Consider the following 25,537-nt stretch of genomic DNA (forward strand, 5'->3'; position numbering starts at 1 on the left):
ATGACAGTGACCCTCGACACTATCGAATTGCTGCAACCCTCTTCGACGCATCGCCGCCAAAAAGGTGGTGAGGGGACCGCGCTATTGCCCCATTTCATTGCAGGGCCCGAGAACGCGTTCGCGTTATTCGTCTGCCGCCAACAAGAATCGATCAGTCTGCGGGGAAATCCGTTATTGCTGGTCGGACCGACAGGGTGTGGTAAGACCACTCTGGCAATGACGATTGCCACGCTTGAACTAGAGCAGCACAACGGGGATGCATCGATGCTGTATCTGCCGGCAGCCGATTTCGCGAGAAACTACACCAATGCGCTTAGCGCTGACGATTTAGAGCATTTTCGCGAACGAACCGACTCGATCGATTTACTGGTCATCGATGACGTCCATTCGATAGCGGAGAAACCGTCCTCTCAAGAAGAATTGGCGGCCCGCTTGGAATCACGCGACCGCCGGGGGATGCCATCCATCTTAACGTGCCGGCGGCTTCCATCAGAATTTCGTGGGATCCGGCCATTATTAGCCAGTCGAATGCTACCTGGATTAACCGTTTCTTTGCGTCTGCCAGGGCAGGAAGCTCGCCAAACGATCATCGAACAATTGTGCCAGAAAAACTCGCTAAAGATCGACCCGGACTGGATCGATCTGCTTTGCCGAGGCTTACCCGATTCCCTCTCGGTTCGCCGGCTAGCGGCCGTCGTCAACCATTTGCGTCTGCTGGACGAGAACAAAAAACCTATCGACGCGGTCGCGATCCAAGCCGCAATAACCGTTGCCAGCGGTGGCAATGAACCGACCATTGGAGCGATTGCCAAAGCCGTAGCTCGCCGATTCCAGCTAAAAACGGCTGAACTGAAAAGCAGTACGCGACGTCAGCAAGTCGTAAGGGCTCGAGCCTTAGCGATGTACTTGGGCCGCCAACTTACCGCCTCCAGTCTGCAGCAAATCGGCGAATATTTCGGAGGTCGTGACCACAGCACGGTCCTCCACGCCTGCCGAAAAACATCCGAACTACTCGCCTCCAATAGCCAGTTAAGCCAGACCGCCGACGAAGTCCGCGAACAGCTCCAGACCGCATAAGAAATCGTTTTGACCGACTGACCGCGTGATCGAGAGCAGCCGTTTAAGCAAAGGAAATTGAATATCCGACGCCTGCAGGGAATTATCGAATCATTGGAGGTCGCTGAAATCGTAGCGGAAAAAAGGCTCGTCCCACGCGAAATGCGAAACGAAAAACCGATGAAACCGCCCACCCACAACGCTGAACGGGCCACTCCGCACTCACTCGCCAGGAAACGACATTCCGGCTTAAAAAGAAACAATGACACGATCAATGAACGGGTCGAATGGACGATGACGCCCTCCATTTCATTTCGCCACTATTTTTTTTGAACATCTCAAAGTTCCCAGTGGGCACAAACCGATTCTTTTTTTGCTGTGGATAACCCGTTCAGATTTCGTAGCGCCGCGGTGCAGCCAATTCCTGCGACTTCAACCGGCAAACGTCGACTGTCGAAAACGACCCTCTCGGTGAACATTTTCCGTCCAACTCTGAACGTTAACAGGACTGGTTATCCACCGGATGTTATCGTCCGCAACTGCTTGCTATCAAATAGGTTACAACCAGGAAAACGCCCTTTTCAACAATTTCCGCCGCCGCTTTACTACGACTACGGTTATTTTTAAATAGAAAGAGGCTATTTCTCTCTGAGCAATGGAGCTACGACACGGAGCGTCTGGAAGCTTTCCAGATGGTGGACGCTGTATTTCCTGCCACGGTTGCGATACAGTTTGGCGAAGCAAGAATCAAACATGAAACCAAGTGTTGATTGAGATCCGGAATGAAAATCATCTGTGAACGTGAATCCTTGGCCGCCGCTTTTCAGCTAGCGGCGAGCGTCGCTCCCGCTCGGTCCCCTAAGGAAATTCTTCAAAACGTGAAAATCAACGTGTCCAATGGCCAGGTCACGATGACAGCCACGGACATGGAAGTCGGGATTCGGCTGGATCTGGCGGAAGGGATCGAAATCGAAACCGAAGGGGCCGCCCTGCTTCCGGTCGCTCGGACCGGAGCGATTCTGCGAGAGAGCACCGATGAAAAACTGACGATCGAAACGGATGGATCGGGCGTTCTGATTTCAGGGAATCGCAGTAAGTTTAAGCTTCCTGGGGCGAACCCAGATGAATTCCCACGGGTCGTTGGTTTCGAGGAGGAATCCTACCACTCGATTCCAACGGGACTCTTTCGGCAGATGGTCAAACGGACGGTTTTCGCTACCGATGCGGAAAGCAGCCGATACGCGTTGGGAGGCGTCTTGCTGGAATTAGAAGGCGATTCGGTGCTGGCCGTGGGAACCGACGGTCGCCGATTGGCCAGAATGCAGGGAACGGGAACTTCCGTAGGCGATCACAAAACCACTGGCACAAGCACCATCGTTCCGACGCGAGCCATCCAGTTGATGGAGCGGGCCGTCGACGAGCAGGACGAACAAATCCAGTTGGCGGCTCGAGCCAACGATCTGTTGCTGCGAACCCATCGCTGCACGATCTATTCGCGTTTGGTTGAAGGTCGTTATCCAAATTGGCGGCAGGTTTTTCCACAGCGGGAAAACGCGTCTCAGATCGATATGACGGTCGGCCCCCTGTTTGCCTCTTTACGGCAAGCAGCGATTGTGACCGACCGGGAAAGTCGAGGGATCGATTTCACTTTTGCCGACGGGACCCTCAAGATGGAAGCCAACACCACCGGACTGGGAGAATCGGTCGTTGAAATTCCGATCGCCTACGAGGGCGAATCGGTGACTCTGACGATGGACCACCGGTTTGTGGCCGATTTTTGCAAGGTTCTGGATGCTGAAACGAATTTCATTCTGGAAATTGAATCGGGTAAGTCCCCTGCTCTGCTGAGCACCGAAGACGGCTATGGCTATGTCATCATGCCGATGGCTCGCGATCGATAATCCGATTTCGCTTGGTTTAACGGTTGCCTTCGGTTCCTTTGGAAAGAGAAAACCTGTGCGGAAATTGAATTCAGGAGATCCTGACGAGCGGCGTAACAGCCGTTATCCGCGAAAGATGGGATCCATCATGAATCAACTGATGGCCCGTCGAGGATACGCTCAGATCGGTGGAAATGAGCATTTGCGAACGATCATTGAACCGTTGATTGGTAAAGCCCTCTCGTCCCATATTCGCATTGGGAATCTAAAACGGGGCGTTCTTGAATTGTATGCCGCCGATTCAGTAACGATGCAGGAGCTGACGTTCAAGAAACGCAAGCTCCTACGTGGGATCCAGGCCGCCCTTCCAGAAGGCGGGTTCAAAGATATCCGCTTCCGCGTCAGCGTCTAAGAACTGACTTTCAGCGTGATCGGATTCGGGATTTGTTGGAACGCGTTGTAAAGTGCAATCCCATCGCGAAACCGTTTGCTCGGAACCGGTTCAATACATTTGCGAATCAAAGACGCAAACGGAGCGGCAAGTCCCCGCCGCAGTTTCGTGTATTCCGGCAGAGGCGGCGTGAAGGGGTATTCGGGCAGGACGCCGGCAAACAACCGGTAAAGGACCAGACCGAGCGAGAAAACGTCGCTGCGGAACGTCGCTTTCCCCATCGCTTGTTCTGGAGCGACATATCCCAAGGTCCCCGATCCCGACTGAGCCGCCAGCGGTTTTCCTAGTCGAGCCAACCCAAAATCGGTTAGGCAGATTCGATTGTGTGGAAAGAGAATAAAATTCTCGGGTTTGATATCGCGGTGAAGGACGTGATTTTCATGAGCATAAGCGACCGCTTCGATCATTTGCGAAGCGTAATCGAGGGCGGTCGCCCGAGCGATTCGCTTGCAGATTCGGTCGGCTAGCGATTGTTCGCCCATCGGGAAAACCATGACCAATTTGCCATCGATCACCCGAGCATCTTTTAGCCGGAGGATATTGGGATGGTCCAAGCGAGCCATGATGCGAATTTCTCGCGTCACGTCTTCAAGGCAATGGTAGCTATCGGTGAACGTATCGCTAGGAATTTTGATAGCGACACGTCGATGTTCCAGTTCGTCCATTGCCGCGTAGACCGTGGCAAAACCGCCTGAACCTAGTCGTTTCAAAAGTCGGTACTTGTCCAAACGAGTACCGACCCGAATCGTTTTCAAAGACGAATCGTTTTTGCCGCTAGTAAATAGCTTTAGGGCCGCCGCCATATGCTCAACATCATTGCGTGGATGAGACATCAATTTCCGTATACAACGGTTATCGGCATAGAGGGGGGGCGAGTAATAGCGATTTTGTTATTTCGGTCCGGGGAGAGTGTTTTATCCGGAAGCCAAGGCTGCAGCAAGCTGTTCATAAGTCCGTGAGGCATCCGTCGTGCTACCGGGATTATCCAGGGCAATCTGGTACAAATGCTGTCCGCACGGAGTCGGATATTCCCCGGTCACGCAAGCTTGGCATAACTTGTCAGCTGGCAGTTCAATGGCTTGGGCGATCGCTTCAACGGGAAGGTAACGCAGCGATTCGCAGCCAAGATGGTCCGCCATGCGTTGCTGATCTTCTAGGGTCAATTTGCCATTTGCGAAGTACTTTGGACCGATCAATTGATCGATCGTGCTCATATCGATCCCGTAGAAACAGGGGGCAATGATCGGAGGGCAAGCGACGCGGACGTGGATTTCCTTAGCCCCTCCCACTTCGCGAATTCGATCCAATAAAGCGTTCATCGTGGTACTGCGAACGATCGAATCTTCGACCAGGATCACTTTCTTACCCGCCAGAACCTCACGCAGCGGCGTGTATTTGCGGGCCGCTTTCGCTTTGCGAGCGATCCCGTTTTCAATAAACGTTCGCCCTGCGTAACGGTTTCGCATCAAACCTTCGCGGCTGGGTAGGCCTAGGTTAAAGGCCATCGAATCGGCGGCCGCTTTACTGGTATCGGGGACCGGAACAACGATGGTGTCCTCGGGGTCCCAGTCGAAGCGTGGGTCCGCTTTTTCCAGTTTGGCTAATTCTTCCCCAAGTCGAGTTCGACTGAGGTAGACACTTCGATCATCAAGCGTGCTGGCGACGTTGGCGAAATAGACCCACTCAAAGAAACAATGAGCCGTTTTGGGGCTGGGAGCGATCGATTCAATCCGCATTGAATTTCCATCGACCAGGATCGCATGTCCTGCAGGAAGCGAGTGAATCTGTTCCGGTTCGAATCCCAAGTTCAATAAGGCGACGCTTTCGCTGGCAGCCACAAAGACGCGGCCATCGTTTGCGTAACACATCGGTTTCATGCCCAGTGGATCACGGGCAATGATCAGTTCCCCTTTGGCGGTCAGCAACGCCATACAGTACGCGCCGTCAAAATCTTTGATGGCTTCTCGGATCAATTCAAACCAGTCGGGTTCACCACTCGATTCGCTTAGCAGACGGCCGATTTCATGGAGGATGATTTCGGTGTCAGTATCCAATTGCAAATGATGTTCACCATTCTCCGTCAAACGCTTTCGCAGCAGCCCGTAGTTGGCTAGTTGGCCGTTGAAACAAAAACTGAACCACTTTCTTTTGTGGATATGTTTTCGTTCAAAGGGCTGGGCGTAACTGCGGTCGTCTTCTCCACAGGTGGCGTAGCGGACATGCCCGATCGCAGCGCGTCCGGTCAGCTGCTTCATCAGGGATTCCGACTTCGCCCGATGGTTCAGGCGAAAGACTTCGGTCACGCTGCCGACATCCCGACGGGTTTTCAGGATTTGCCGTCGTTTGGCGGAATAGCTGGTCATCCCAGCGGCCAACTGACCGCGGTTTTGGATATCCAGCAGCAATCGCGGCATCAATCGCGAGATCTCGTCAGGTCCCTGTTTTGTGCAGATAGGGCTATCTGGCACATTATTCAGGTGATAGATCGCGGCGACACCGCATTCGTGAAACAACTCGCTCATACGTCGGTTCGCTTTTATTTCAGCGTGGTAATCATCAGTCGAACATCGTTTCCAAAGAACGAATGTAGTCAAGAGCGGCGTCGCTGTCGTCCACCGTCACACCACGTTCGCGGCCAGCCGCATCACAAGCGGCCAGTTCGAGCAAATCTTCGTACCAAGGTTGCTGCCTTAATCGGCGTCGGGCTCGAGCTCCTAAGCTACCATCACGCAGCCCATGGGCGAGCATATGATTCGCGATCAGCCACTCCGTTCTGGGGGTGATCAAACCATCTAACGCTTCTAAACCAGCTCCTACATGGTCCTCTGGATCGATCGCTTTGCCAATATCATGTAGCAGGGCTGCAAGTAAAAATTCTTCATCGTAAGGCATCGCTTCTCGAGCCAATTCAAAGACCTGAAGGCTGTGGTACAGGGCGTCCCCTTCAGGGTGGTACTTAGGATGCTGCTGAACCCGTTCCAAGGGGACCAGAAGGGCATCGTATATTCGCCAGCGATCGACAGGATTTTCTTGTTCCATCACCGATTTTCGAACATTCGATTCAGATTGTTCGGTTTCCAAGGCAATCATCCGGATCAATTCAGTCGTGGTTGCTCGAGGGATCGGTTTCCCATCGATTGAACTGCGGAAACGGTGTCCCAACAGGGAGGGATGATAGATTGTCAGTTCGATCGGATAGGTGTCGCGAATATGGATATGTGTAAAGACGCGGCACTCTCCGTCTTTAACAATCCGTTTGCGTTCCAGTTCACATTCCAGCCCATGATCTTCCACTTTGCGAGCGACCGCCGAAGGATTGCCGGTAAAGACATGGATATCGATATCGGACCCGTCGCGAACATGCCCTGTTAAGACACTGCCAATAAGACGCGGGTGGAACATCGCTAATTGCTCCATCCACCAGCAGGCTCGTTGCCGCATCGCCAACAACCGATCTTCGTGCCCCTGGTTGCCTTCGATCAGGCGTGCAAACAATCGGACTTCGTCCCGAATTTCTGCGTTGCTGGGTAGATCCGCGGGGCGAACCCAACCGGTGACAATCCGGCGGGCGGCTTTGCGTTTGGCTTGGAAATACTCGGACTCTTCGCGGGAATACAGCAGACGGGCTGCTTCCCACGCAATTTTGCGCCGTAATTTGGAGAGGCTCATTCGGTCGCGGCACGATTACCGCGAAGATGGAAGAGAGATTCAAATTCAAAAGAAGGTCCCCCCAGTATAGGCACCCGAACCACGACAGGAAAGGTTTACGAAGCGGAGCGGACAATTCGCCTCCCTTTCCTATCGTTGACGGTTCTTGATTGGCGGTCGACAATGGCTCTTTCTGTCCTGTATTGCATTCGTTTTCGCGCCGAGTTGATTCATGAACCAGTTGCAGTCTCAAGATCCAGAAATTTGGCAAGCCATTCGTGCTGAAGCTCGACGTCAGCAAGAAGGGTTGGAATTAATTGCCAGCGAAAACTACACCAGCTTGGCAGTGATGGAAGCTGCCGGCAGCGTGCTGACAAACAAATATGCCGAAGGCTATCCAGGACGTCGTTATTACGGTGGCTGCGAGCATGTCGACGTTATCGAATCCCTGGCGATTGATCGAGCAAAATCGCTATTCGGTGCCGATCATGCCAACGTCCAGCCCCACTCGGGATCTCAGGCCAACATGGCTGTCTATCTGACGGCATTGGAACCGGGCGACACCGTTCTGGGCCTCGATCTGGCGCAGGGGGGACACCTGACCCATGGGATGAAATTGAATATCAGCGGACGGCTGTACAATTTCATCAGCTACGGAGTCGATCGCCAGAATCAGCGGCTTGATTTTGACCAGATCGCCAAACTGGCCAAAGAACATAAACCCAAATTGATTGTCGCTGGGGCGAGTGCCTATCCGCGTGAAATCCCTCATGATCGGTTTGCCGAAATCGCTCGCGATTGTGGTGCCAAACTGATGGTCGATATGGCCCATTACGCTGGATTGGTTGCCGCCGGTCTGCATAACAGTCCTGTCCCGTTTGCTGATTTTGTCACCACAACCACGCACAAAACCCTGCGTGGACCTCGAGGTGGTTTGATCATGTGCCGTGAGGAATACACCAAAGGGATCAATCGAAATATCTTCCCCGGAATCCAGGGCGGCCCATTGATGCACGTCATCGCGGGCAAAGCGGTCTGTTTCGGAGAAGCTTCGCAGGACGCGTTTAAGGCCTACGGTCAATCGGTGATCGATAACGCACAAGCGTTGGCCGAAACGCTTCTCGGCGAAGGCCTGCGACTTGTCAGCGGAGGAACCGACAACCATCTGATGTTGGTCGACGTCACCGCGGTTGATTTGGGCGGCAAGGTGGCGGAAGCCACTTTGGAACGTTGTGGGATTACGGTCAACATGAACATGATCCCCTTTGATGAACGTAAACCGATGGACCCATCGGGGATTCGAATTGGAACCCCTGCCCTGACCAGTCGTGGCATGGGAGTTACAGAAATGAAACGTGTGGGCGGTTGGATCGCCAAGGCTTTGAAGAGTCCTCAAAATGAGTCTCAGCTGACCGAAATTCAAAATGAAATTCGTGAAATGTGCAAATCCTTTCCAGTACCCGCTGCGAATGCACCTGAGTACAGCCCCGAATAGCGTCTGATCACAGAATAGCGTCTGATCATACGCTCATCCGATTTTGATTTCTCCTTCCTTATTTCTGCCAATTGCGCATCAGGAAATCCCATGGCTAGCTCCAATCGAATTTTGATCGCTGACGATAACGCAGCGAATCGTGAACTATTGGAAGTTCATTTGGCGTCGATTGATTGCGAATTTGAAACGGCAGTGGATGGACAAGATACGCTCGATAAAACGGCAAGCTTTCATCCCGATTTGATTCTGCTGGATGTCATGATGCCCAAATTGAGTGGGTTTGAAGTCTGTAAGCAAATCAAAGAAAACCCGAAGACCAGCGGGATCATGATCCTGATGGTGACGGCACTGAATGAGTTAGGCGATATCGAACGAGCGGTTGCAGCGGGGACCGATGATTTCCTGAGCAAACCAATCAGCAAGGTGTCGCTGCTAAAACGAGTTGACACGATGTTGAAGCTGAAAGGGACGGTCGAAGAATTAGAGCGTCTGCGAATGTATATCCGCGATATGGAAGACGGCAGCCGCCCCTCCGCTTAATGGAGCTGTAATTCGATTAGGTGTCGCTGATTCTCCTGAAGCTGTTATCCCTCGCTAACGCATTTTGAAGTAGCGTTTTAGAGGTGATTGCAGTGGTCAATTGTCCTGATTTCCGTACTCTTGCGGATGCCTCAAATCATTTGGCTATTCCCGCACCTTTTTAGCTCCAAGTATCGAGAGTTCCGTTTCCGGGCTTGCTCCGGCGGACTCGCAATTGGCAGCTACCTTATTGGGCGATCAAAAGGTTGTTCTCCGCCAGCCCCAAATCGCCTAGGCGATTTGGGGCTGGCGGAGAAGGATGAAATAGCAAAGAGGCATGGGGGTAGCTGCCAGTTGTTGCCCCGGACCGGGACAAGCCCGGCGGAAGCAAACTAGCCAACTCCCAAAAGCGCAACATCAAAACTTACGCAGCGGGTTGGGATCTTTCGATATCTTGCCGTACAGCAGCAACCGTCACGCTCTCCGCAAAACGCGACACGAAAAGATCCACCAGCTTCGCAGTATTCAATCCAATGAAAAAACGCCCGTTGGTTTCCCAGCGGGCGTTTTTTTGCTTTAAGCAGAGATCAAAAGCTCTTCACGCGGTTAGCGTGTTGGATCGAATCCAGTTTGAGCGATTTCCTCTTCTTCCTGAATGATGATACGTGGAGTCACCATCAGCATCAGGCTGGAAGCGTCACGACCAATCGCCGTGTTGCGGAACAGACGGTTGATGTACGGCAGCTTGCTCATGATTGGCAAACCACGTTCACCGCGGCCTTCTCGCAAACGTTTGATTCCACCCAACAGGATCGTTCCTCCGTCCGGTACGCTAACGGTTGTGTTCACGCTAGTGAACGCAAACGTCGGCAACTGAACGGTCGAACCTTGGGTGATTCTTTCGTCTTCATCTTCTTCGACCGGTTCCCCAGTATCGGGGTCGGTCGTCGTGCTAGACGAACGCGTGGTGCTGCTACCGGTGTAAGTGAATGTATCGACGTCTCCGATCTGACTGAAGAACGGTACCAGAGTCAGGCGTACGAATCGTTTGTCATCGCTGACAACCGCTTGCACATTCAGTTCGGTACCTTCGTTCAAGACCACGATGATCGGCTGTTGAGCGACAGCAAAGTCACCGACAACCGGCGAGATACTAGTCACAAACGGTCGTTGTGAAACGTCTTGGATCGAAGCCGATTGACCGTCAAACAAAGTCACCTTTGGTGCCTGCATCACGTTCGTTCGGTTGTCCCCTTGGGCTGCTTGGATAAAGAAGAAGGCTTCAATATCACTCAGAATTGCAAATCCAAAGGTACTTAACGCTCCAGGGTCAACGCCACCGAAAATCGGCGAGACATTGAAGTTCTGGTTAGCGAATTTAATGTCAAAGTCGGACGTGAACTGACCGTTTGGACCAGCCAAACCGACAGATACCGAGGACCCACTATCATCAGCAGGCAGGATGCCGCCAGTGTTGTCATCGATCGAGAAGTCAAAGTCGACACCGATTTGTTCGAAGAACGAATCCGATAGCGAGATGAAGCGAACTTCAATCGTGACCTGGAGGTTCTGCAGACGACGCAAGCTGGCAAGCAGTTCCAAAATTTGGTCGTGCACGTCACTCGTCGTACTGATGACAAGGCTTAGGTTTTGATAATAGGGGGCCATCGTACTGGGGCCACCCATCGTGTCTTCCCAAGTCTCAGGAGCAATCGTTGTCTGAATCAACTGCATGATTGAACCAAAGTCAGCCAACGACCCTGCACCCGATGCACCACGCATTGGATTGGATCCGCTGCCAGGCATCATTGGGGACATCCCGTTGCCGTACTGAGCCAAAACGTTGGGGTTTTGGTTTGCCAGTGCTGGTTGAGGACCGCCCGCATTAGCGTGCATTCCCATTGCGGAAACCGGCATCACTTGAACATTGGTTGATGCGGTTGTCATCTGGTAGGCAGCCCGCAAGGCTCCCGCCAATCCATCTTCATAACTGGTTGTGAAGTTCGGGATCGGAGTCACCAAGTCGGCAACCTTATAGGTTTTGACAATCATCTTCCCACGTTTCACTTCGTTGGTCGTGATCTGTAGGACTTCGTTTCCGATGGTGTAGGTCAATTCGAATTGGCCAAGGATCAGATCCAGGGCACTCTTCAGCGAGATCGGTCGAGTCAGGTCCAGGGTGACTGGAGTGCTGCTATCGACTCGAGCAACGGCCAAAGCTTTCTCATCGACGAACATTGGAATCCCGGTGACCATTTCTAAGGTCTTGAGGACTTCACCAAGTGGTTGGTTGCGAAATTTGACATCGACTTCCGTGGAAAGCAGACGTTTGATCTCTTGTTCCGCAGGGCTCATCTTGTCGTTTAGATTGCTTAGCCCAAGACGTGCTTCGGAAAGGGAGGCCCATTCGTCAGCGTCCATGAAGCCCACCGATTGATCGGGAGCAAGCATGTCAAGGTTTTGAGCATCCTGAAGCTGCGTGATAAACGCATCTTCATTGTTGTCTTGGATCTCTTTCGCAATCCGGCGACGGACCTGGATCTGACTGACGCGGAACATCTGAGTTCCAATCGTCGAATCAGGGCTAAGGGCTTTCACCTGTTTGGCGATAACCTGAGCTTCAGCAAACCGTTGCTCCGACATCAACTGGTCAAACGTCTGGACCTTTTCGGCGATCAAATCGTCGATTTCAAGACGTTCACTTCGTTCGTTTTCAAGATCCGTACGGACCTGTTCGTTGCGAATGTCCAGTTCAATATCGGCTCGATTTTCTTCAACATACTTCTGCTGTTCGCGAATCGCACGGTCGACCATGGCCAACAACGTTTGCTTAGCGGAAGCGTCGACATCGGCGTCGACAACGTTCTTGCGTAGTTGATTGATCCGATCGAGTGCATCGAGAGGTTTTTCAATTCGGTCTTTGTAGGCGACACCCAGTTCACTGGTTACCTGACGGTACAGCCGTTGGCGATTCGCCAAAGTCTCTTGATCGACTTGATCAAGGGGTGACAACGCTTCCTGACTGTTGTTCGCAGAAGCAATCGGCTGCTGCATCAGTTGTAATTTCGCCTGTAGCTGACTTCGGATGGCCGAATCCAGTTGGGCTTCGTGTTGCCAAGCTTGAACAAACAAGCGGCGAGCCTCTTCACGGTTGCCCGCGGAAAGAGCGTCGACTCCCTGTTGGTAAAGCTGTGCTCCCACGCTTTCGGTTCCCGGAGGAGGCGAAAGTCGCGATGGTTCGGTTGCCTGAGCCGGGGTGGCGGCTGCGGGGCCCGAATTTGAACTGCTGTAGTCCGCACGCTGAATGTCTCCTGCAGAGCCAGTTGCTCCAGCAATCGGTGCGGTCGCACCTGCCTGCTGAACTGGATAAGGATTCATGTCACCGGCGGAACCGGTTGCACGACGTTTGGCGGCAGCTTCGACGTCAAGCGTTAGCTTGCCGATCGCTGAACGCATTGCAGAACTTTCTGCAGGCGTCAGTTGGATCTGCTTCGCTTGATTGGTCTTTTGCATCGCCGTTGCAATGTCGCCCTTGTCGTAAGCCATTCGAGCTTGAGCGATCAGGCTGGCAACTTGTTGTTGACCAGTTGTCGCGGGGGCTCCAACGGCAGGCAGCATGTTGGCGTCGATGCCAGCTTGCAAAAGGACTTGGCGGAGTTTTTCAGCATTCGCTTTCAAACCTGGCTCTTGAGCTGCCAAAGCAGCCACTTGACGATAGCTTCCAACCGCAGACACAAGGTCGCGGTTTTGCAATGCAACTTGTGCATTGCCTAACATTGTTTGACCACGCACCAGTGATGACTCACTGGTTTGGGGCGGCATGACCAACGGGGAACCCGGGGGTTCTACCGCGGTCGCTTGGGGCGCTTGGTAGGTGAGGACCGCAGCACATGCAGCAGCTACCAACCAAATTCTGTGTTTCGTAGTCCCAGTCAACGCGACACTCCTTCTTCGCGGTTGTGTTGGTGCAGCCTGTCCACGCGCGACAATTGCGAATTGCGGCAAGCTTGCCCGTTCTCATTCTCCGTCACCACAAACCATCCATGGTTGCAATAACGAGTTGCTCGGGGGGGAGTACCAATCCGCGGGCAGACCCGTCAAGGCCGGTTTTTTAGAAAGTGGGGAAAAACCCGTTTCTATCGGATTTGAATTCTCAGCAGATAACTGTCCGCAGTGATGTAAAGCCAGTTTTGTTTGCGATTTGGCCCACCAAGCGTACAGTTGCTGGTTTTTTGTCCCGTTAGTATGCGCCCCAATAATTTCCCCTCCGGAGAGAAAACATAGATCCCACCGGGACCGCTGCCCCAAATATGGCCGCTTTCAGAAACGGTCAGCCCATCGGGTAACCCAGGCAACTTGCCGACCTGGTCGGTGGCGTCATGCATGACCGTTCCCGCCCCCAAGGAACCATCGGCGGCGATCGGGAAAGACATCCAAATCGCATTGCTGGGATCGCTCTGAGCCACGTAAAGCGTTTTCTCATCAGGGGATATCCCAATCCCATTGGGACGTTCGAGCTGTTTGCTACCCAACTGGAGCGTACCGTCGGTTGATAGACGGTAGACGCCACAGAAATCGAGTTCGCGGCGATGGTCGTCGGCTCGCTCGGGTAAGCCATACGGTGGATCGGTGAAATAGATGTTTCCTTTGGAATCGACAACCAGGTCGTTCGGACTGTTCAGCCGTTTTCCCTGATAGGCATCGACCAATGTTCGTTTACCGCCATCTTTGGTCAGGACCGATAGCCGCCGGTCACCATGTTCGCATGCTAGCAATTGGCCTTTGCTGTCGAGTGCCAATCCATTGCTTCCCGGTTCCAACCCGTAATAGGTTGTCCCGGTGTAGCCGCTGGGCTGCATGAAGCGAGAAATTCCGGTGTTGGGATCCCAGCGGAAAATGGTGTTCCGGGGAATGTCCGAGAACAGCAGATGCCCAGCGTCTGGATTGTCTTGGTCAGTGACCCAGACGGGTCCTTCGGTCCAGGTAAATCCACTTGCCAGGACTTCGATTTTTGCAGAGGAGTCAAGGACAGCATCAAGTGCCGGATCGAGACGTTCGATCTGCCCCATGGTTTGCGGAGTCTGAGCATGGGCCGGTGATTTCAGGCCGAGCAACGAACCGATGAACAGCAACCAAACCACCGCAGAAAATCGCATTCGCATATCGTCGCCTTCAATTCAAATGGGGGGAAACAAGTTGTCCCCCCAATTGTAATCGATCTCAATAGCCATTCGGGCTCGGAGCCGAACCCAATGAATTTGATTTTTGGCTTTTGATGCTTGGCTTCTTAACCGTCGAAACGTCCCAGACAAAGCGTGACGTTCTGGCCGCCGAACCCAAAGCTGTTGTTCAATGCGTAGCGAACTTTGCCAGGGCGTGCTTCGTTTGGAATGTAGTCCAGGTCGCAAAGAGGATCTGGAGTGTGGTAGTTGATCGTTGGAGGCAGAACGGAATCACGGATCGTCAGCAGGCAGACGATCATCTCGGTGACTCCTGCAGCGGCAATCAGGTGTCCCATCATGCTTTTGGTACTGCTGATCGGGACGTTGGGAGCATCGTCACCAAAGACGGTTCGGCAGGCCAGCGTTTCAACCTTGTCGTTGACGGTTGTACTGGTTCCATGAGCGTTTACGTAGCCGATATCCGATGGGTTTAGGCCGGCATCTTTGATCGACATCCGCATACTCGCGATTCCGCCATGACCATCGGGCGGGATATCGGTAATTCGGTAGGCGTCGGCCGTCGTTCCGTAACCGAGGACCTCTCCGTAGATGGTGGCTCCACGTTTCCGGGCATGTTCCAGTTCTTCCAGGATTACCATTGCGGACCCTTCACCGAGAACGAACCCGTCGCGGGTCGCATCAAACGGCCGACTGGCGGTCGTGGGGTCATCATTCCGCTCGCTAAGTGCCGTCAGCAAATTGAATCCGGTGACACCAAACGGATGGATCATGCTATGCGTTCCGCCGGAAAGCATCACATCGGCGTCTCCGCGGCGGATGATTTCGGTCGCTTCGCCAACCGCTTGGCTGCTGGCTGCACAGGCGGTCAAGCAGTTGTAGTTTGGTCCCTGGGCATTAAACATTCCAGCCAGGTGGGCCGCTGGCATGTTTGGTTCTTGTTCCAATTCCATCGCGGGATTCAGGGTGCGTAGCCCTTCGCGAATGAATTCGGTCGCGTTGTATTCGCCACTTTTGAGGGCGGCGGACATCATGTTGGCAAACGCGGAGAAATCTTGGTTTCCTTCGCCGCTGCCCATGTAGATTCCGAAACGCGTCGGATCGATTTCGACATCTTGGATGCCACTATCGGCGACCGCTTGCTTGGCAGCACCCGCGGCAAATTTGGTGTGGCGGCCGCGATATTTCCATTCTTCAGCCGATTCACCGGAGTCCGTGATATCCCAATTTTTCACTTCAGCTGAAATTTTGGTTGGGAATCCGCTGGCATCGAACAGCGTGGTGTAACCGACGCCGCTTTCTCCCTTTTGAAGACGGGACCAAACAGTGTTTACGTCATGACCCATGGGGTTGATCATGCCGATACCGGTGACAACGACTCGACGACGCATGGCAAATGACGGATGGGGCAAGCGGAAAGGAGGGTAAAACGTTATTTACAAGTTTGACGAGATAGCCAAAGGCTGTCCATCGGCATCGACAGCGACATGAAACAGTTTCATCAGCCGAAGCATGACCAGCAGATCGCCATCTTCAAAGAGCGATTGGTCGCCAAAGCGTTTTTCATCCAAGAAAGCAAACATTAAATCGATCTCGGCCTGCAATTCACCGTTGATATGGCTGGTGCATCGGCAGGTTGCCCCTTGTTCTTGGACAAAATCCAACTGAGCCGCATACTCCAGCTGATCGCCAGGCTGAGCTAATTGGTGGTAGACCGCTTTGTTTACCTTCGCCAAGACGACACGTTTCTTGAAATCAAAGTGCTCCGCAACCAAGATTCCGCTCAATTGAGCGATCCCTTCGATGATCAGCGTTGGCGGGAGGAACGGGTGCCCGGGCGAATAATTGTCGATCGCCTCCTCGTCCAAGGCCACATTTTTAATCCCCTTGGCATGACTGCCGCTCTGGAATTCGGTAAAGCGGTCAAGCCACAGCCAACGCATGGGAATTCACTTCAAAAAAGAAACAACTGAAAAAGTGCATATCTCAAAGAAGAAAAAAGGTGCCTTGGGCATATCACCAAATGCCCAGGCACCTGTTACTTCAGATCATGTGGCAGCGAACTAAGCCGCTTTGGATTTGACGTACGAGCACATGTCTTGAACGGTCAACAAGTTGCCGAAATCTTGGACACGTGGGTTTTTTTCGAAGTTTTCGAGGTTTGCCCAAGGCATACGTCGCTTCAATTCCAACAATCCCTCAGGGGTGACCTTGCCGTCATCGACGTAGGTGCTGTTGGTAAGAATGTCTTCTGGCCAAAGTTCTTCACGAGGAATCTGGATATCGAAAGCTTTTTCTAGTTTGAAAACGATGTCCAAGAAATCGATCGATTCAGCACCTAAATCGCCAACCAAAGTCGCTTCAGGAGTGACTTCGTCTTCGTCAACGCCCAATGCGTCTTCTAGGGCTTCGCGAACCTTGGCGAAAATTTCTTCGTCGGTGTGTGCCATCAAATCGTTCCTGCAAAGAGGGAAATTGTACGTAAACGAGTATCTAGGAAGGGTTACGCTGTTGTGGAAGCTTCATCCAAAGAAAATTGATCGCCAAACAGTTCAGTGAATTGCTTTTTGATCCTTTCACGAATGTAAGCATCGGTTCCTAACCGTGCGTCATCCCCAGTCGATTGCTTTTTCATAACCAAGCGAGCGGAAACCGTGGTGCGGTCCCCTTTCGCTGCAGTTGCCTTGACCGTGATCAACGATCCATCTGTCTTAATTAATTCGGCAGTAATCTGGAGTGTCTCGCCCGGAGTTAAAAAATCTCCGAATTTGACGCTTTTCGCTTCGTGCAAAACAATTAATGGACTCTCGAATCGATCTCCCGTGCGGATCATCCAGATCGCCGCTTGATGCAAGGCTTCCAGCATCATGACGCCCGGCATGACCGGAAAACGCGGGAAATGGTCTAGTAAATAGTCTTCATCGGCTCGCAATGTCCGCGTCGCGACCAATTTACTACCGGGAACAAGTTCGGTGATTTTGTCCAGCTGGCGGTAACGCATAAACGGATTTCGGATTGGATAAAGAATTAAGGAACGCCATAGAATACTTAGACCTCATACCTTCCTCAACCGGCCTTTTCGTTTCCCTCCACTTTGCCAATCCGACTGAGGCCCTCAAAATAGGTTCGAAGTTCTTCATCTGTCAGTGACTCTTACTCCCCCTAATTAAGCAAGTGCCTTTAACCCCTTTCGAACCTGATAACGCTCCCGATCCACAACGTGTTCAATTGATCACCGAGATACAGACGGTGATTGTTAAAGTAGGAACTCGAGTCCTCACAGGTGGCTCGGGACAACTAAATCTTGAACGTATCAAACAACTTTCCGAGCAGCTTTGCAGGATTAGCAATGCAGGCTACCACACGGTCTTAGTCAGTAGTGGGGCCGTCGGCGCCGGGATGGGAAGGCTGGGAATGACCACCCGACCCACTGGGCTAGCAAAATTGCAGGCCGTTGCCGCTATCGGCCAGTCGTTGCTCATTCAGGCCTACGAAGACGCGATGTCGGAAATGGGCTACCACGCCGCTCAAGTCCTGCTGACGGCCGAAGACCTCAGACATCGCACGACCTACCTCAATATTCGCAATGCTTTGCTGCAAATTCATGAATTAGGGTCGATCGCCGTCATCAACGAAAATGACTCGGTGGCTGTCGAAGAATTGATGACCACCTTCGGAGACAACGACCGAATGGCGGCGGCCGTGTCGGGGCTCCTCCAAGATGCCCTGCTTGTCATGTTGTCCGATGTCGATGGACTGATGGACGGTCATCCCCGGGAAACGACCAGCCAGGTGATCCCCGAAGTCGAAACGATGGGCAAAAGTATCTGGAATTTGGTCCTTCCCCCAGATAGTGACGGAATGAGCAAAGGAGGAATGGCCAGCAAACTGCTCGCGGCTTCGACCGCAAACTCCTTCGGCCACTCGGCGATCATCGCCGCCGGACACACCTCCAATATCCTTGACCGGATTTTCGCGGGTGAACAGATCGGAACGCTCTTCCTTCCTTCATCCGAGCCTCTTATGGGACGGCGGCGTTGGATCGGGGATGCGGCCGCGATCGCCGGCCAGGTCCATATTGATGACGGAGCCACCGCAGCAATCTTTGATGGCAACAGCCTGCTTTCGATCGGAATTGTCCGCTGTAATGGCGGTTTCCAACGTGGCGATTGTGTTGAAATTTGTGAACCAAGCGGGCGAGTCGTCGCACGAGGGCTGACCAATTATTCTTCACAGGAATTGGAAAAGATCGCGGGCGTTCCAACCGATCGAATTGCCGATGTTTTGGGACATTGTCCCTACGATGCCGCTATTCATCGGGATAATATGGCGATTGGTGGCGAAGAAGAGACCTACGCAGTGCCGATGGACTTATAGGGGCGACTCACATTCGTCTTTAGTTTCGCGAGAGCGAATTTTTGGTGTTTGTGTTTCCGTTGATTATGCTTAAGGGAGCCCTCTGCGTCGCAGTGTGCGGTTTAATGGGGTATAATTAAGCAATGAGCGTTGGATTTCAAAAATGGTTGTCATTTTGACGGTACAGTGTGGCAGTAGTGCCACACTGTAGTCCTTTTCAGGAAACATTTTAAAATCCTTTTGTTTTTATTAGTTTTTTTAACTCCTTTGATAACCTTGGGTTAAGTGATGTAGGAAGTGGTAATCCCGGGGTTTGGTGCGGCGATTGCGACGAACGAATTTGCTGGAAAGGTCTCTAAGAAGAGAGCATCGTTCTGCTTTTAAAATTAACACCCGCAATGGATTGCCTGCGGAGAATCACCGATGACAACTTCATCTGATAATCGTACCCCCTCGGCTCCCCGACCAAATGGTGAGCATTGGGCTGAATTAAGCCAGACGTTACCAACGTCGTCTGTTGCACAATTAAGTGATTGGTTTGATACGCAACTGGCGGTTTTGGAAGAACGTCAGGCCCACTTTATTACGAAGCGGTCGCTTAAGAAAAGTCTGCGTCGTTAATCCGTTTTGCTGAAATCGCTGCAGGAATCCGTTGGGATTTTTCAGATCTTAATGTCCTCTGCTGCGATTTTCTCCGGGGCGGAGGAAGCGAAGGTATCAAAACCCTCGTGATGGACGTTGGTTTTCTCTACGTTAAAAACGGCGAGCCCGTCGAATTCGGAACCGCCGTTTCTCAGGGGCTGTTATTGCTTCTTCGCAATCAAAAACGTTGAACGTCTTGTGACACTTGTCGTCTAAATGATCGGCGTACTTGGTTATGGGCTGGGTTGAGGATTCGCTGCAACTTGTTTTGGCGACTTGTCTTCCCCACGCCTGTGTTCTTTGCGGAGGAGAAATCTCCGAAATCGACGAGCAGAATAGCGAACGATTTTGTACGGTTTGCCATCGCTATTTGCTAGCAAGTCGTCCTGTTCGATCCTGCGATCGCTGTGCGATGCCGCTCCCGGCCGGGGGCCAAACGGGCAGTCGCGACGATGCCCCAGACGCCGATCCCGCTGAGGAAGCACGTGCCGGCTGCGTTCACTGCCGGGACGATAAATTGGCTTATCACCACAGTTTTGCCCTTGGGACCTATCGAGGGGGCCTTCGCGAGGCGGTCATTCTGGCCAAGCAGGCGAATCGTCGGGTCGTTATGCAAGCACTAGCGGTGATGGCGGTGAAGGCCGACCGACAGGCATTGCTCGATTGCCGGTGTGACCTCGTGGTTCCCATCCCGTCCTATTGGCTGCGGCGTCTCCGCCGCCGGGGGACTCCAGCTCAGGTCATGGCGGAAGTCTTTGCAGAACAGCTAGAATTGCCGTCACGATCTTTCTTGCGACGAACCCGATCTACCCGTAAACAAGGGACCCTGTCGGTAACCGATCGGCGTAAAAATGTAGATGGTTCCTTTGCGTTAAATACGGGCTATGTTTTCAGGAGGGATAATGCAGCTTTGCGAAATCGGCACGTGTTGTTGGTGGACGATGTCCTGACAACCGGTGCAACCGTTAACGCGGCGGCAACTGCTCTTCGTAGAGCGGGGGCAGACGCAGTAACTGTGGCGGTTATCGCTCGAGCGACCGGTTGATAGCTTTTGGCACTCAACACCTAGCTATTAACTCTCAGCATTTTGCTCTTAGAATTTGAATTCGATACCCTCTCCCCTGATTGATTACCTAACCCGATGACACCAGTGCACAGCGCTTTGCCACCTGAGCCCAAACCAGGTGCCAGTCCTTTCCGACGTGCGGTCCTCCGCGGTCTGGGAGTGGTGATGCCGCCATTGTTGACGCTCGTTCTGTTCATCTGGGCATGGAACGCGATTGAGAGTTACATTCTTCGTCCGGTGGAAGCGGGGATTCGTTATACGCTTGTGTTGTCACTAAGCGATTCGATCACAACCCCGCCAAAGGATGCCGAGCCGCTTGAGCCGGGCGGGTTTTCCAAAGGGTATATCGCCGATGGAGTGACTTATATTCCCGATCCAACCGGGAAACGGTATCTGCGCAGCGACATTTTCCAGTATGTGAACGAAAATTTGGAGCGGATGGGCCCCTATCAGCCAGCTCCGGCAACCGCCAATGCCTACTGGCATCGGTATGTCGAACTCCGTTATTTGCCCCGCTACATGGTCGTACCGATCTTCTTGATCGTGTTCTTGATCGTGCTGTACTTCCTTGGGCGACTGTTTACCCATGGGGTGGGTCGTTGGCTGGTGAATCTGTTTGATAGCTTTGTCAGCCGATTGCCGGTGATTAGCAACGTTTACGGATCGGTCAAACAGGTGACGGATTTCGTCTTCAGCGATCGCGATATTGAATTCAATCGTGTGGTTGCCGTCGAATACCCCCGAAAAGGAATGTGGTCGATTGGTTTCGTAACCGGCAATTCAATGGCTGATATCACGGCCGCCGCAAATGAACCCTGCCTGAGCGTCCTAATGCCGACTTCGCCAATGCCGATGACCGGGTTCACGATCACCGTGCGAAAGAGTGAAGCGGTTGATTTGGACCTGACAATCGATCAGGCAATCCAGTTCGTTGTCAGCTGTGGCGTGGTGGTTCCGTCGAACCAGCAGATCGGTCAGTCGGGACGTTTGCAACTGAATTTGCCACCGACCGACTGATAGTGCGGCAGCACTTTCAAGGGGCTGCATTTCCATCGGCTTGGATTGTCGTCTTTCCCTGGGACGTGAAGTCGATAAGTGACGGATTCCAAGGCAGTCACGTAGCGACGCTCGCCCGAGCGTGGGCAGACCGGCAAGAACCACTGTCTGGCGACGGTAGCGTCGGCAGTTGCGTAGCTATTCTCGCTCGAGCGAAAGGCGACACGTTGCCAAGCCGCTCAACATAAATTCACAGCCTTCCTGCGAAAGAAGCTTTGAGGGGGCGTTCTTTGGGACACTCTATTCGGCCGGCATGGCTGCCAATTCGATTGCCCAGTCCGGAATTAACGTCGGGATTTCGCTGCGGACCGGGTATCCCCATTGTTGGTCTTCCGTCACGAGTAACTGTTCGATCGGTTCTGTGACGGCTCGTTGACCGCGGTCCTGAAGGGTGCCAGCGGTAACGCCTTGATTACAGCGGCTTACCAGATCATCGGAAGCTTGCTTGAGCGGTTGATTGGTGATGGGGCAACGAATAAGTGCTAGCAGTTCTTGGTCGATCATGGGCCTTGGGAGGGGTCCGATTCTATTGAGAATAAATCATGAAAAAAGGATTTGGTGCCGATAAACCATCGTACCATGCAATTTGTTGGATGCTGCGCTTGCTAGCGCAAGAAGATCTGCGGGAGAAGCGTGAAAACGCTCTAGGGACATTATGGTCACTTCCCTACACTCCCCGCTTCGGCGAAGGAACGTCGACCGAGAGAATCTATCCGATACAGTCTGCTGACGGAGATGGTGCATGGATGCTGCCAATCAACGACGTACGTACGTCATCGCGATATTGTTGTGTGGACTGGGGTATGGTTCACCATTTGCCTATGGGCAATCCTCTTCTGTTCGCACTCAAAATTTTGTAGTGAGTGCACCTTCGCCCGCTTTGGCGAAAGCCGTAGGCGATGCGGCGGAACAGTACCGGAGCCAACTTGCTGAATATTGGCTTGGTTATGAATTGGCACCGTGGGAAAATCCTTGTCCCATTCGTGTCGTCGAAGGACCTCAGTTAGCCGCTCAAGGAGTGACGCACTACGATATCCAACCGGTCCGAAATTTTCGGATGGAGGTGGTCGGTAGCTCGGAGCGTATTCTTGATAGCGTTTTACCGCATGAGATAACGCATACCATTCTGGCAACGCACTTCAAACAGCCTCTGCCCCGCTGGGCGGATGAAGGCGTTTGCACGATCGTTGAACACCACAGCGAAAAATCCAAACATGAATCCCATCTTCGGGAATTCTTGCGATCCCAACGCGGGATCGCGATGAACAAGCTGTTTTTACTGCGGGAATATCCGACCGATATCCACCCGATGTACGCTCAGGGATATTCGGTTTGCCGGTTCCTGGTCGAACAAGGTGGCCCACGCGTCTTTATGCAGTTCCTGGGGGACTACATCCAACAACGCAGCTGGACCGATTCGGTGCAGAAACACTATCAGTACGAATCACTGGCCGAACTTCAACAATATTGGTTGAAGTGGGTTGCTGATGGCAGCGGCGACGCACGCCAGTATGTGAAGGCTCCGCGACCCAATGCGGATTCGGATATTGTCCGTGTCGCGTCGGCAAGCACTCCGCTAGGACCGGCAAGCACTCCGCTCGGCTCGCTGGCTCCATCAGAAATCCCGTCTGCCACCGGTAGGGGCGATGCTCCCGCAACGGTTCGTGCGGCACGTGATGCTGGAAGCTGGTATCACTCTCAGCGAGACCAAATTCAACCTCGCTCACCAGGTGCTCCACAGCCTAAAGCTTCGACCGCTTCGGAAGATTCCCCCTACCAGCCGACGATTCGTCCTCGTCAATCCCGGCCACAACCGCACACGGTTGCTCAGCCACAGCCAGAACAAGGGATGGCACCCGCGCCTCAGTGGCCGGTTCCGACTTCAGGATCGACGAATACTACGGGTGCGTCGACGATCTGGCGATAGCTTACTTTTCTTCAGCCTTTTGATCGTCCTGCAGCAGTTGGACGATCTCTTGGTGTCCTTGGTTTTTGGCAAAGATAAGAGCGGTTTCACCATCTTTCTCTGCCAGCGTTTTGTCGGCACCACTGGCTAATAGGCGTTTGACGATTTCGGTCTGTCCCTCGGTTGCGGCGATCATCAATGCCGTCCAACCTTCATGACTGTCCCGCATGTTGACTTTGGCTCCTTCGCTAAGCAGTAGTTCAACGGCTTCTAAGTTCGGGCCGCTGGCGGTCACCATCAATGCCGTCCGATCAAGGACGCTGGTGTGATTGACGTCTGCCCCATGTTCCAGCAGTAGACGCATCACTTTGGTGTGCCCATTAAAGCCAGCGAACATCAACGCGGTTTGCCCATCGGGATCGGGAGTATCGACATTGATTCCTTGTTGAATCGCCTGTCCAATCGTGGCAATTTCTCCCGCCCCTGCGGCTTGAAAAAACTGTTCGTCGCTGACCGTCCGCTGTTTGGGGGACGCCACAGTGGGAGTGGATGCCTGCTCGGTAGTCCCTTCAGCAACGGTTTGGTTGGGAACTGGATCGGGCACGGGGCTGGCCTGCGGAACCTCCTTCGCTGTTTGGTCGGGGGTATCGGAACATCCCACCAACGCTAGACAACAAGCAACCGCAACGCCTTGCTTAAGGAGGTAGCGAGACATCGATTGGTGGTACTTGTGCATTTTGTACATACAGGATTTAGCTTGATAATCGGACAGATTGGGGAATCAGCCATGCTAATCGAGTTTACATTATTCCACTAGGAATATGTCATCCGCAGGGGGAAGCCGGTTCGCAGGGTTGAGGGTCAATTTCCCTACGGTCACAAATCGCATCGTGCCAGTGACCGCCGTCAGATCGTATTCGCCTCGCCCGGCCATCAACAGGTGGGCGGATTGAGCGTAGATCGAACCGGAAAGGACGCACGATTTTAACAGATCGTTAGCTTCGATGATCAACGGTCGACGATCGTCTCTTTCCTGGAAAAACAATAGATTGTTGTAGGGGCTGCCCGGATCGTTGATGCCGGTCAATTCCAGCCGACTGACCGCTTGAGCGATAAGGACGCTGGGCAACAGATCGACCGAGCCAACCACCGGTTCCAGAAGATCCAGTAAATCGCCGGAATCAGGGGTGGCGGGGGCACCTGCGGGAGCGCCGATGTAGAACATCACCCCTTCGCCGACGACGCTTCCGGTCAGCAATGCCAGCGAGTGTTTGGTGATCGGATGCCGCCCGGTTAGAAAATAGATACCAGGTTCGAATTTAACTTTTCCGGAAACGACTTGAATCCAGTCGTAGACGCCGGGATGCAGGGTGACGGTCGGTCCGATCAAAGGAAGCCCAACCACCGTCACTCCACCATACGAGCCACCTGAATTGCTAGGGATCGGTAGGCTGCGGTAGGGGTCCCGTTTGGGAAGTCGATTCGCTTTTAATACACAGTGCGATCCAGTGAGCGCCGCATAGTTCCCGGGATGGTCGACGCCACCAACAACGCGTATTTCTTCAGCGCGCAGGCCGACCAGTCCCAGACCGGGAAGGACGGAAATCCCATGGGGGGGCAAAAGGCCCAGCCCACATCGATGACCGTCTTCGTCCAGTGTCCCGTATTGGCTATTCACATGGACCGCTCCGTAGACGTCCAGTCCACCCAGCCCTTCTACTTCAAGACCAGCAAGTGAAGCGGAGCCTCCGATCAAAGCAGGAATGCCAAGGATATTGATCTGTTGATGTTGTGGATCGAGTGCGATCAGGGTTGATTCGATCCCCGATCCGCCGATGAAAGCAGTAGCCGTTGTATGGACCGGTTGACTGGCCGGCCCGGCAAAAAAACCACCAAATACCGACTTGTTAGCAATCATAAGGTCGACAGAAATGGCTTGGTCATTGCCCGCATAACGTCCGGCGATCGGTGGTGAAGTGATTTCTACGGTCGCTTCGGATAGGTCTCCGTGCGTATCGGCAAACGTGTAACCTCTTGAAATAGCCTGGTCCGCTGAATCGAATCGCAACAGATCGGCGGCGGTTGATAGCGCCAAAGCATCCGCAGAATTTTGCAGACGTCGGTGCTTTCCAAGCATCGCACTGCCGTCATAGACCATGGTCGCAACGGCGATAATCATTGACATCATCACCGCAATCGTGATAACGATCTTTCCCTGTCGTTTCGCAGTCCGCTGCCGACGATAAGAAGCTGGGACTGAGTGCATGGGTGTGGCAAACATT

General features: G+C 53.0%; 22 protein-coding genes. 10 read left to right on the plus strand and 12 right to left on the minus strand.

Annotated elements, in window-relative coordinates:
* From FF011L_RS00005 to FF011L_RS26050, 3 genes are all read left to right on the plus strand, one after another.
* Entirely contained in the window at positions 1 to 1,077 is a 1,077-nt protein-coding gene (locus tag FF011L_RS00005) for a helix-turn-helix domain-containing protein (protein ID WP_218932903.1), read from the plus strand.
* Positions 1,078 to 1,838: 761 nt separating this feature from the next.
* A complete protein-coding gene (gene dnaN, locus FF011L_RS00010) occupies positions 1,839 to 2,957 on the plus strand; it encodes a DNA polymerase III subunit beta (RefSeq protein ID WP_145349365.1) in 1,119 nt (372 codons plus the stop codon).
* Positions 2,958 to 3,084: 127 nt separating this feature from the next.
* The gene (locus tag FF011L_RS26050; protein WP_218932904.1) at positions 3,085 to 3,348 is read left to right on the plus strand and encodes a DUF721 domain-containing protein; all 264 of its coding nucleotides are present in this window, start codon (positions 3,085 to 3,087) and stop codon (positions 3,346 to 3,348) included.
* Here FF011L_RS26050 and FF011L_RS00020 read toward each other — a convergent pair.
* The 3 genes from FF011L_RS00020 to FF011L_RS00030 form a co-directional block, all read right to left on the minus strand.
* Positions 3,345 to 4,220: a serine/threonine-protein kinase gene (locus FF011L_RS00020; RefSeq protein WP_391560902.1), complete on the minus strand. Its 876-nt coding sequence runs from the start codon at positions 4,218 to 4,220 to the stop codon at positions 3,345 to 3,347. The two genes, FF011L_RS26050 and FF011L_RS00020, sit on opposite strands and share 4 nt — an antisense overlap.
* A gap of 81 nt (positions 4,221 to 4,301) precedes the next feature.
* Positions 4,302 to 5,909: an amidophosphoribosyltransferase gene (locus FF011L_RS00025; protein ID WP_145349367.1), complete on the minus strand. Its 1,608-nt coding sequence runs from the start codon at positions 5,907 to 5,909 to the stop codon at positions 4,302 to 4,304.
* Between the two features lie 34 nt (positions 5,910 to 5,943).
* Positions 5,944 to 7,056: an HD domain-containing protein gene (locus FF011L_RS00030; RefSeq protein WP_145349368.1), complete on the minus strand. Its 1,113-nt coding sequence runs from the start codon at positions 7,054 to 7,056 to the stop codon at positions 5,944 to 5,946.
* 211 nt (positions 7,057 to 7,267) lie between these two features.
* Between FF011L_RS00030 and FF011L_RS00035 the strand changes: the two genes are divergently transcribed.
* Both FF011L_RS00035 and FF011L_RS00040 read left to right on the plus strand, forming a co-directional pair.
* Complete coding sequence (locus tag FF011L_RS00035; RefSeq protein ID WP_145349369.1) at positions 7,268 to 8,530, plus strand: serine hydroxymethyltransferase; 1,263 nt, start codon at positions 7,268 to 7,270, stop codon at positions 8,528 to 8,530.
* A gap of 90 nt (positions 8,531 to 8,620) precedes the next feature.
* The gene (locus tag FF011L_RS00040) at positions 8,621 to 9,070 is read left to right on the plus strand and encodes a response regulator (RefSeq protein ID WP_145349370.1); all 450 of its coding nucleotides are present in this window, start codon (positions 8,621 to 8,623) and stop codon (positions 9,068 to 9,070) included.
* Between the two features lie 585 nt (positions 9,071 to 9,655).
* On the opposite strand, the gene FF011L_RS00045 is transcribed toward FF011L_RS00040, so the two are convergent.
* The 6 genes from FF011L_RS00045 to FF011L_RS00070 form a co-directional block, all read right to left on the minus strand.
* Complete coding sequence (locus FF011L_RS00045) at positions 9,656 to 12,841, minus strand: general secretion pathway protein GspD (protein WP_246109641.1); 3,186 nt, start codon at positions 12,839 to 12,841, stop codon at positions 9,656 to 9,658.
* Positions 12,842 to 13,185: 344 nt separating this feature from the next.
* Positions 13,186 to 14,205 (minus strand): SMP-30/gluconolactonase/LRE family protein, encoded by a 1,020-nt coding sequence (locus tag FF011L_RS00050; protein WP_145349371.1) that lies wholly within the window; start codon positions 14,203 to 14,205, stop codon positions 13,186 to 13,188.
* A 131-nt stretch (positions 14,206 to 14,336) separates the two neighbouring features.
* Positions 14,337 to 15,620, minus strand: a complete 1,284-nt coding sequence (locus FF011L_RS00055; RefSeq protein ID WP_145349372.1) for a beta-ketoacyl-[acyl-carrier-protein] synthase family protein — start codon at positions 15,618 to 15,620, stop codon at positions 14,337 to 14,339.
* Positions 15,621 to 15,665: 45 nt separating this feature from the next.
* Positions 15,666 to 16,172 (minus strand): 3-hydroxyacyl-ACP dehydratase FabZ family protein, encoded by a 507-nt coding sequence (locus FF011L_RS00060; RefSeq protein WP_145349373.1) that lies wholly within the window; start codon positions 16,170 to 16,172, stop codon positions 15,666 to 15,668.
* A gap of 120 nt (positions 16,173 to 16,292) precedes the next feature.
* A complete protein-coding gene (locus FF011L_RS00065) occupies positions 16,293 to 16,679 on the minus strand; it encodes an acyl carrier protein (RefSeq protein WP_145349374.1) in 387 nt (128 codons plus the stop codon).
* Between the two features lie 53 nt (positions 16,680 to 16,732).
* Positions 16,733 to 17,230 (minus strand): 3-hydroxyacyl-ACP dehydratase FabZ family protein, encoded by a 498-nt coding sequence (locus FF011L_RS00070; RefSeq protein ID WP_145349375.1) that lies wholly within the window; start codon positions 17,228 to 17,230, stop codon positions 16,733 to 16,735.
* 173 nt (positions 17,231 to 17,403) lie between these two features.
* Between FF011L_RS00070 and proB the strand changes: the two genes are divergently transcribed.
* The 4 genes from proB (at position 17,404) to FF011L_RS00090 (ending at position 21,310) form a co-directional block, all read left to right on the plus strand.
* Complete coding sequence (proB, locus tag FF011L_RS00075) at positions 17,404 to 18,606, plus strand: glutamate 5-kinase (RefSeq protein WP_145349376.1); 1,203 nt, start codon at positions 17,404 to 17,406, stop codon at positions 18,604 to 18,606.
* A 402-nt stretch (positions 18,607 to 19,008) separates the two neighbouring features.
* Positions 19,009 to 19,206: a hypothetical protein gene (locus FF011L_RS00080; RefSeq protein ID WP_145349377.1), complete on the plus strand. Its 198-nt coding sequence runs from the start codon at positions 19,009 to 19,011 to the stop codon at positions 19,204 to 19,206.
* Positions 19,207 to 19,639: 433 nt separating this feature from the next.
* On the plus strand, positions 19,640 to 20,272 hold the full coding sequence (locus FF011L_RS00085; RefSeq protein ID WP_218932905.1) for a ComF family protein: 633 nt from the start codon (positions 19,640 to 19,642) through the stop codon (positions 20,270 to 20,272).
* Positions 20,273 to 20,377: 105 nt separating this feature from the next.
* On the plus strand, positions 20,378 to 21,310 hold the full coding sequence (locus FF011L_RS00090) for a DUF502 domain-containing protein (RefSeq protein WP_246109642.1): 933 nt from the start codon (positions 20,378 to 20,380) through the stop codon (positions 21,308 to 21,310).
* 279 nt (positions 21,311 to 21,589) lie between these two features.
* Here FF011L_RS00090 and FF011L_RS00095 read toward each other — a convergent pair whose 3' ends face one another.
* Complete coding sequence (locus tag FF011L_RS00095) at positions 21,590 to 21,853, minus strand: hypothetical protein (protein ID WP_145349380.1); 264 nt, start codon at positions 21,851 to 21,853, stop codon at positions 21,590 to 21,592.
* 238 nt (positions 21,854 to 22,091) lie between these two features.
* Here FF011L_RS00095 and FF011L_RS00100 point away from each other — a divergent pair, with 238 nt between their 5' ends.
* Positions 22,092 to 23,276: a hypothetical protein gene (locus FF011L_RS00100; RefSeq protein WP_145349381.1), complete on the plus strand. Its 1,185-nt coding sequence runs from the start codon at positions 22,092 to 22,094 to the stop codon at positions 23,274 to 23,276.
* 1 nt (position 23,277) lies between these two features.
* On the opposite strand, the gene FF011L_RS00105 is transcribed toward FF011L_RS00100, so the two are convergent.
* Positions 23,278 to 24,000, minus strand: coding sequence for an ankyrin repeat domain-containing protein (locus FF011L_RS00105; RefSeq protein ID WP_145349382.1), 723 nt, complete (start codon positions 23,998 to 24,000; stop codon positions 23,278 to 23,280).
* 60 nt (positions 24,001 to 24,060) lie between these two features.
* On the minus strand, positions 24,061 to 25,536 hold the full coding sequence (locus tag FF011L_RS00110) for a Tad domain-containing protein (RefSeq protein WP_218932906.1): 1,476 nt from the start codon (positions 25,534 to 25,536) through the stop codon (positions 24,061 to 24,063).
* Position 25,537 lies beyond the last annotated feature (1 nt).

Origin of the sequence: Roseimaritima multifibrata, assembly GCF_007741495.1 — a bacterium.
Classification (GTDB): Bacteria; Planctomycetota; Planctomycetia; order Pirellulales; family Pirellulaceae; genus Roseimaritima; species Roseimaritima multifibrata.

What these genes read in the sequence shown, in the direction of transcription:
- FF011L_RS00005 (WP_218932903.1), top strand. Translation starts at nt 1, where the DNA reads ATGACAGTGACCCTCGACACTATCGAATTGCTGCAACCCTCTTCGACG.
- dnaN (WP_145349365.1), top strand. Translation starts at nt 1,839, where the DNA reads ATGAAAATCATCTGTGAACGTGAATCCTTGGCCGCCGCTTTTCAGCTA.
- FF011L_RS26050 (WP_218932904.1), top strand. Translation starts at nt 3,085, where the DNA reads ATGAATCAACTGATGGCCCGTCGAGGATACGCTCAGATCGGTGGAAAT.
- FF011L_RS00020 (WP_391560902.1), bottom strand. Translation starts at nt 4,220, where the DNA reads ATGTCTCATCCACGCAATGATGTTGAGCATATGGCGGCGGCCCTAAAG.
- FF011L_RS00025 (WP_145349367.1), bottom strand. Translation starts at nt 5,909, where the DNA reads ATGAGCGAGTTGTTTCACGAATGCGGTGTCGCCGCGATCTATCACCTG.
- FF011L_RS00030 (WP_145349368.1), bottom strand. Translation starts at nt 7,056, where the DNA reads ATGAGCCTCTCCAAATTACGGCGCAAAATTGCGTGGGAAGCAGCCCGT.
- FF011L_RS00035 (WP_145349369.1), top strand. Translation starts at nt 7,268, where the DNA reads ATGAACCAGTTGCAGTCTCAAGATCCAGAAATTTGGCAAGCCATTCGT.
- FF011L_RS00040 (WP_145349370.1), top strand. Translation starts at nt 8,621, where the DNA reads ATGGCTAGCTCCAATCGAATTTTGATCGCTGACGATAACGCAGCGAAT.
- FF011L_RS00050 (WP_145349371.1), bottom strand. Translation starts at nt 14,205, where the DNA reads ATGCGATTTTCTGCGGTGGTTTGGTTGCTGTTCATCGGTTCGTTGCTC.
- FF011L_RS00055 (WP_145349372.1), bottom strand. Translation starts at nt 15,620, where the DNA reads ATGCGTCGTCGAGTCGTTGTCACCGGTATCGGCATGATCAACCCCATG.
- FF011L_RS00060 (WP_145349373.1), bottom strand. Translation starts at nt 16,172, where the DNA reads ATGCGTTGGCTGTGGCTTGACCGCTTTACCGAATTCCAGAGCGGCAGT.
- FF011L_RS00065 (WP_145349374.1), bottom strand. Translation starts at nt 16,679, where the DNA reads ATGGCACACACCGACGAAGAAATTTTCGCCAAGGTTCGCGAAGCCCTA.
- FF011L_RS00070 (WP_145349375.1), bottom strand. Translation starts at nt 17,230, where the DNA reads ATGCGTTACCGCCAGCTGGACAAAATCACCGAACTTGTTCCCGGTAGT.
- FF011L_RS00080 (WP_145349377.1), top strand. Translation starts at nt 19,009, where the DNA reads ATGACAACTTCATCTGATAATCGTACCCCCTCGGCTCCCCGACCAAAT.
- FF011L_RS00085 (WP_218932905.1), top strand. Translation starts at nt 19,640, where the DNA reads ATGCCGCTCCCGGCCGGGGGCCAAACGGGCAGTCGCGACGATGCCCCA.
- FF011L_RS00095 (WP_145349380.1), bottom strand. Translation starts at nt 21,853, where the DNA reads ATGATCGACCAAGAACTGCTAGCACTTATTCGTTGCCCCATCACCAAT.
- FF011L_RS00100 (WP_145349381.1), top strand. Translation starts at nt 22,092, where the DNA reads ATGGATGCTGCCAATCAACGACGTACGTACGTCATCGCGATATTGTTG.
- FF011L_RS00105 (WP_145349382.1), bottom strand. Translation starts at nt 24,000, where the DNA reads ATGTACAAAATGCACAAGTACCACCAATCGATGTCTCGCTACCTCCTT.
- FF011L_RS00110 (WP_218932906.1), bottom strand. Translation starts at nt 25,536, where the DNA reads ATGTTTGCCACACCCATGCACTCAGTCCCAGCTTCTTATCGTCGGCAG.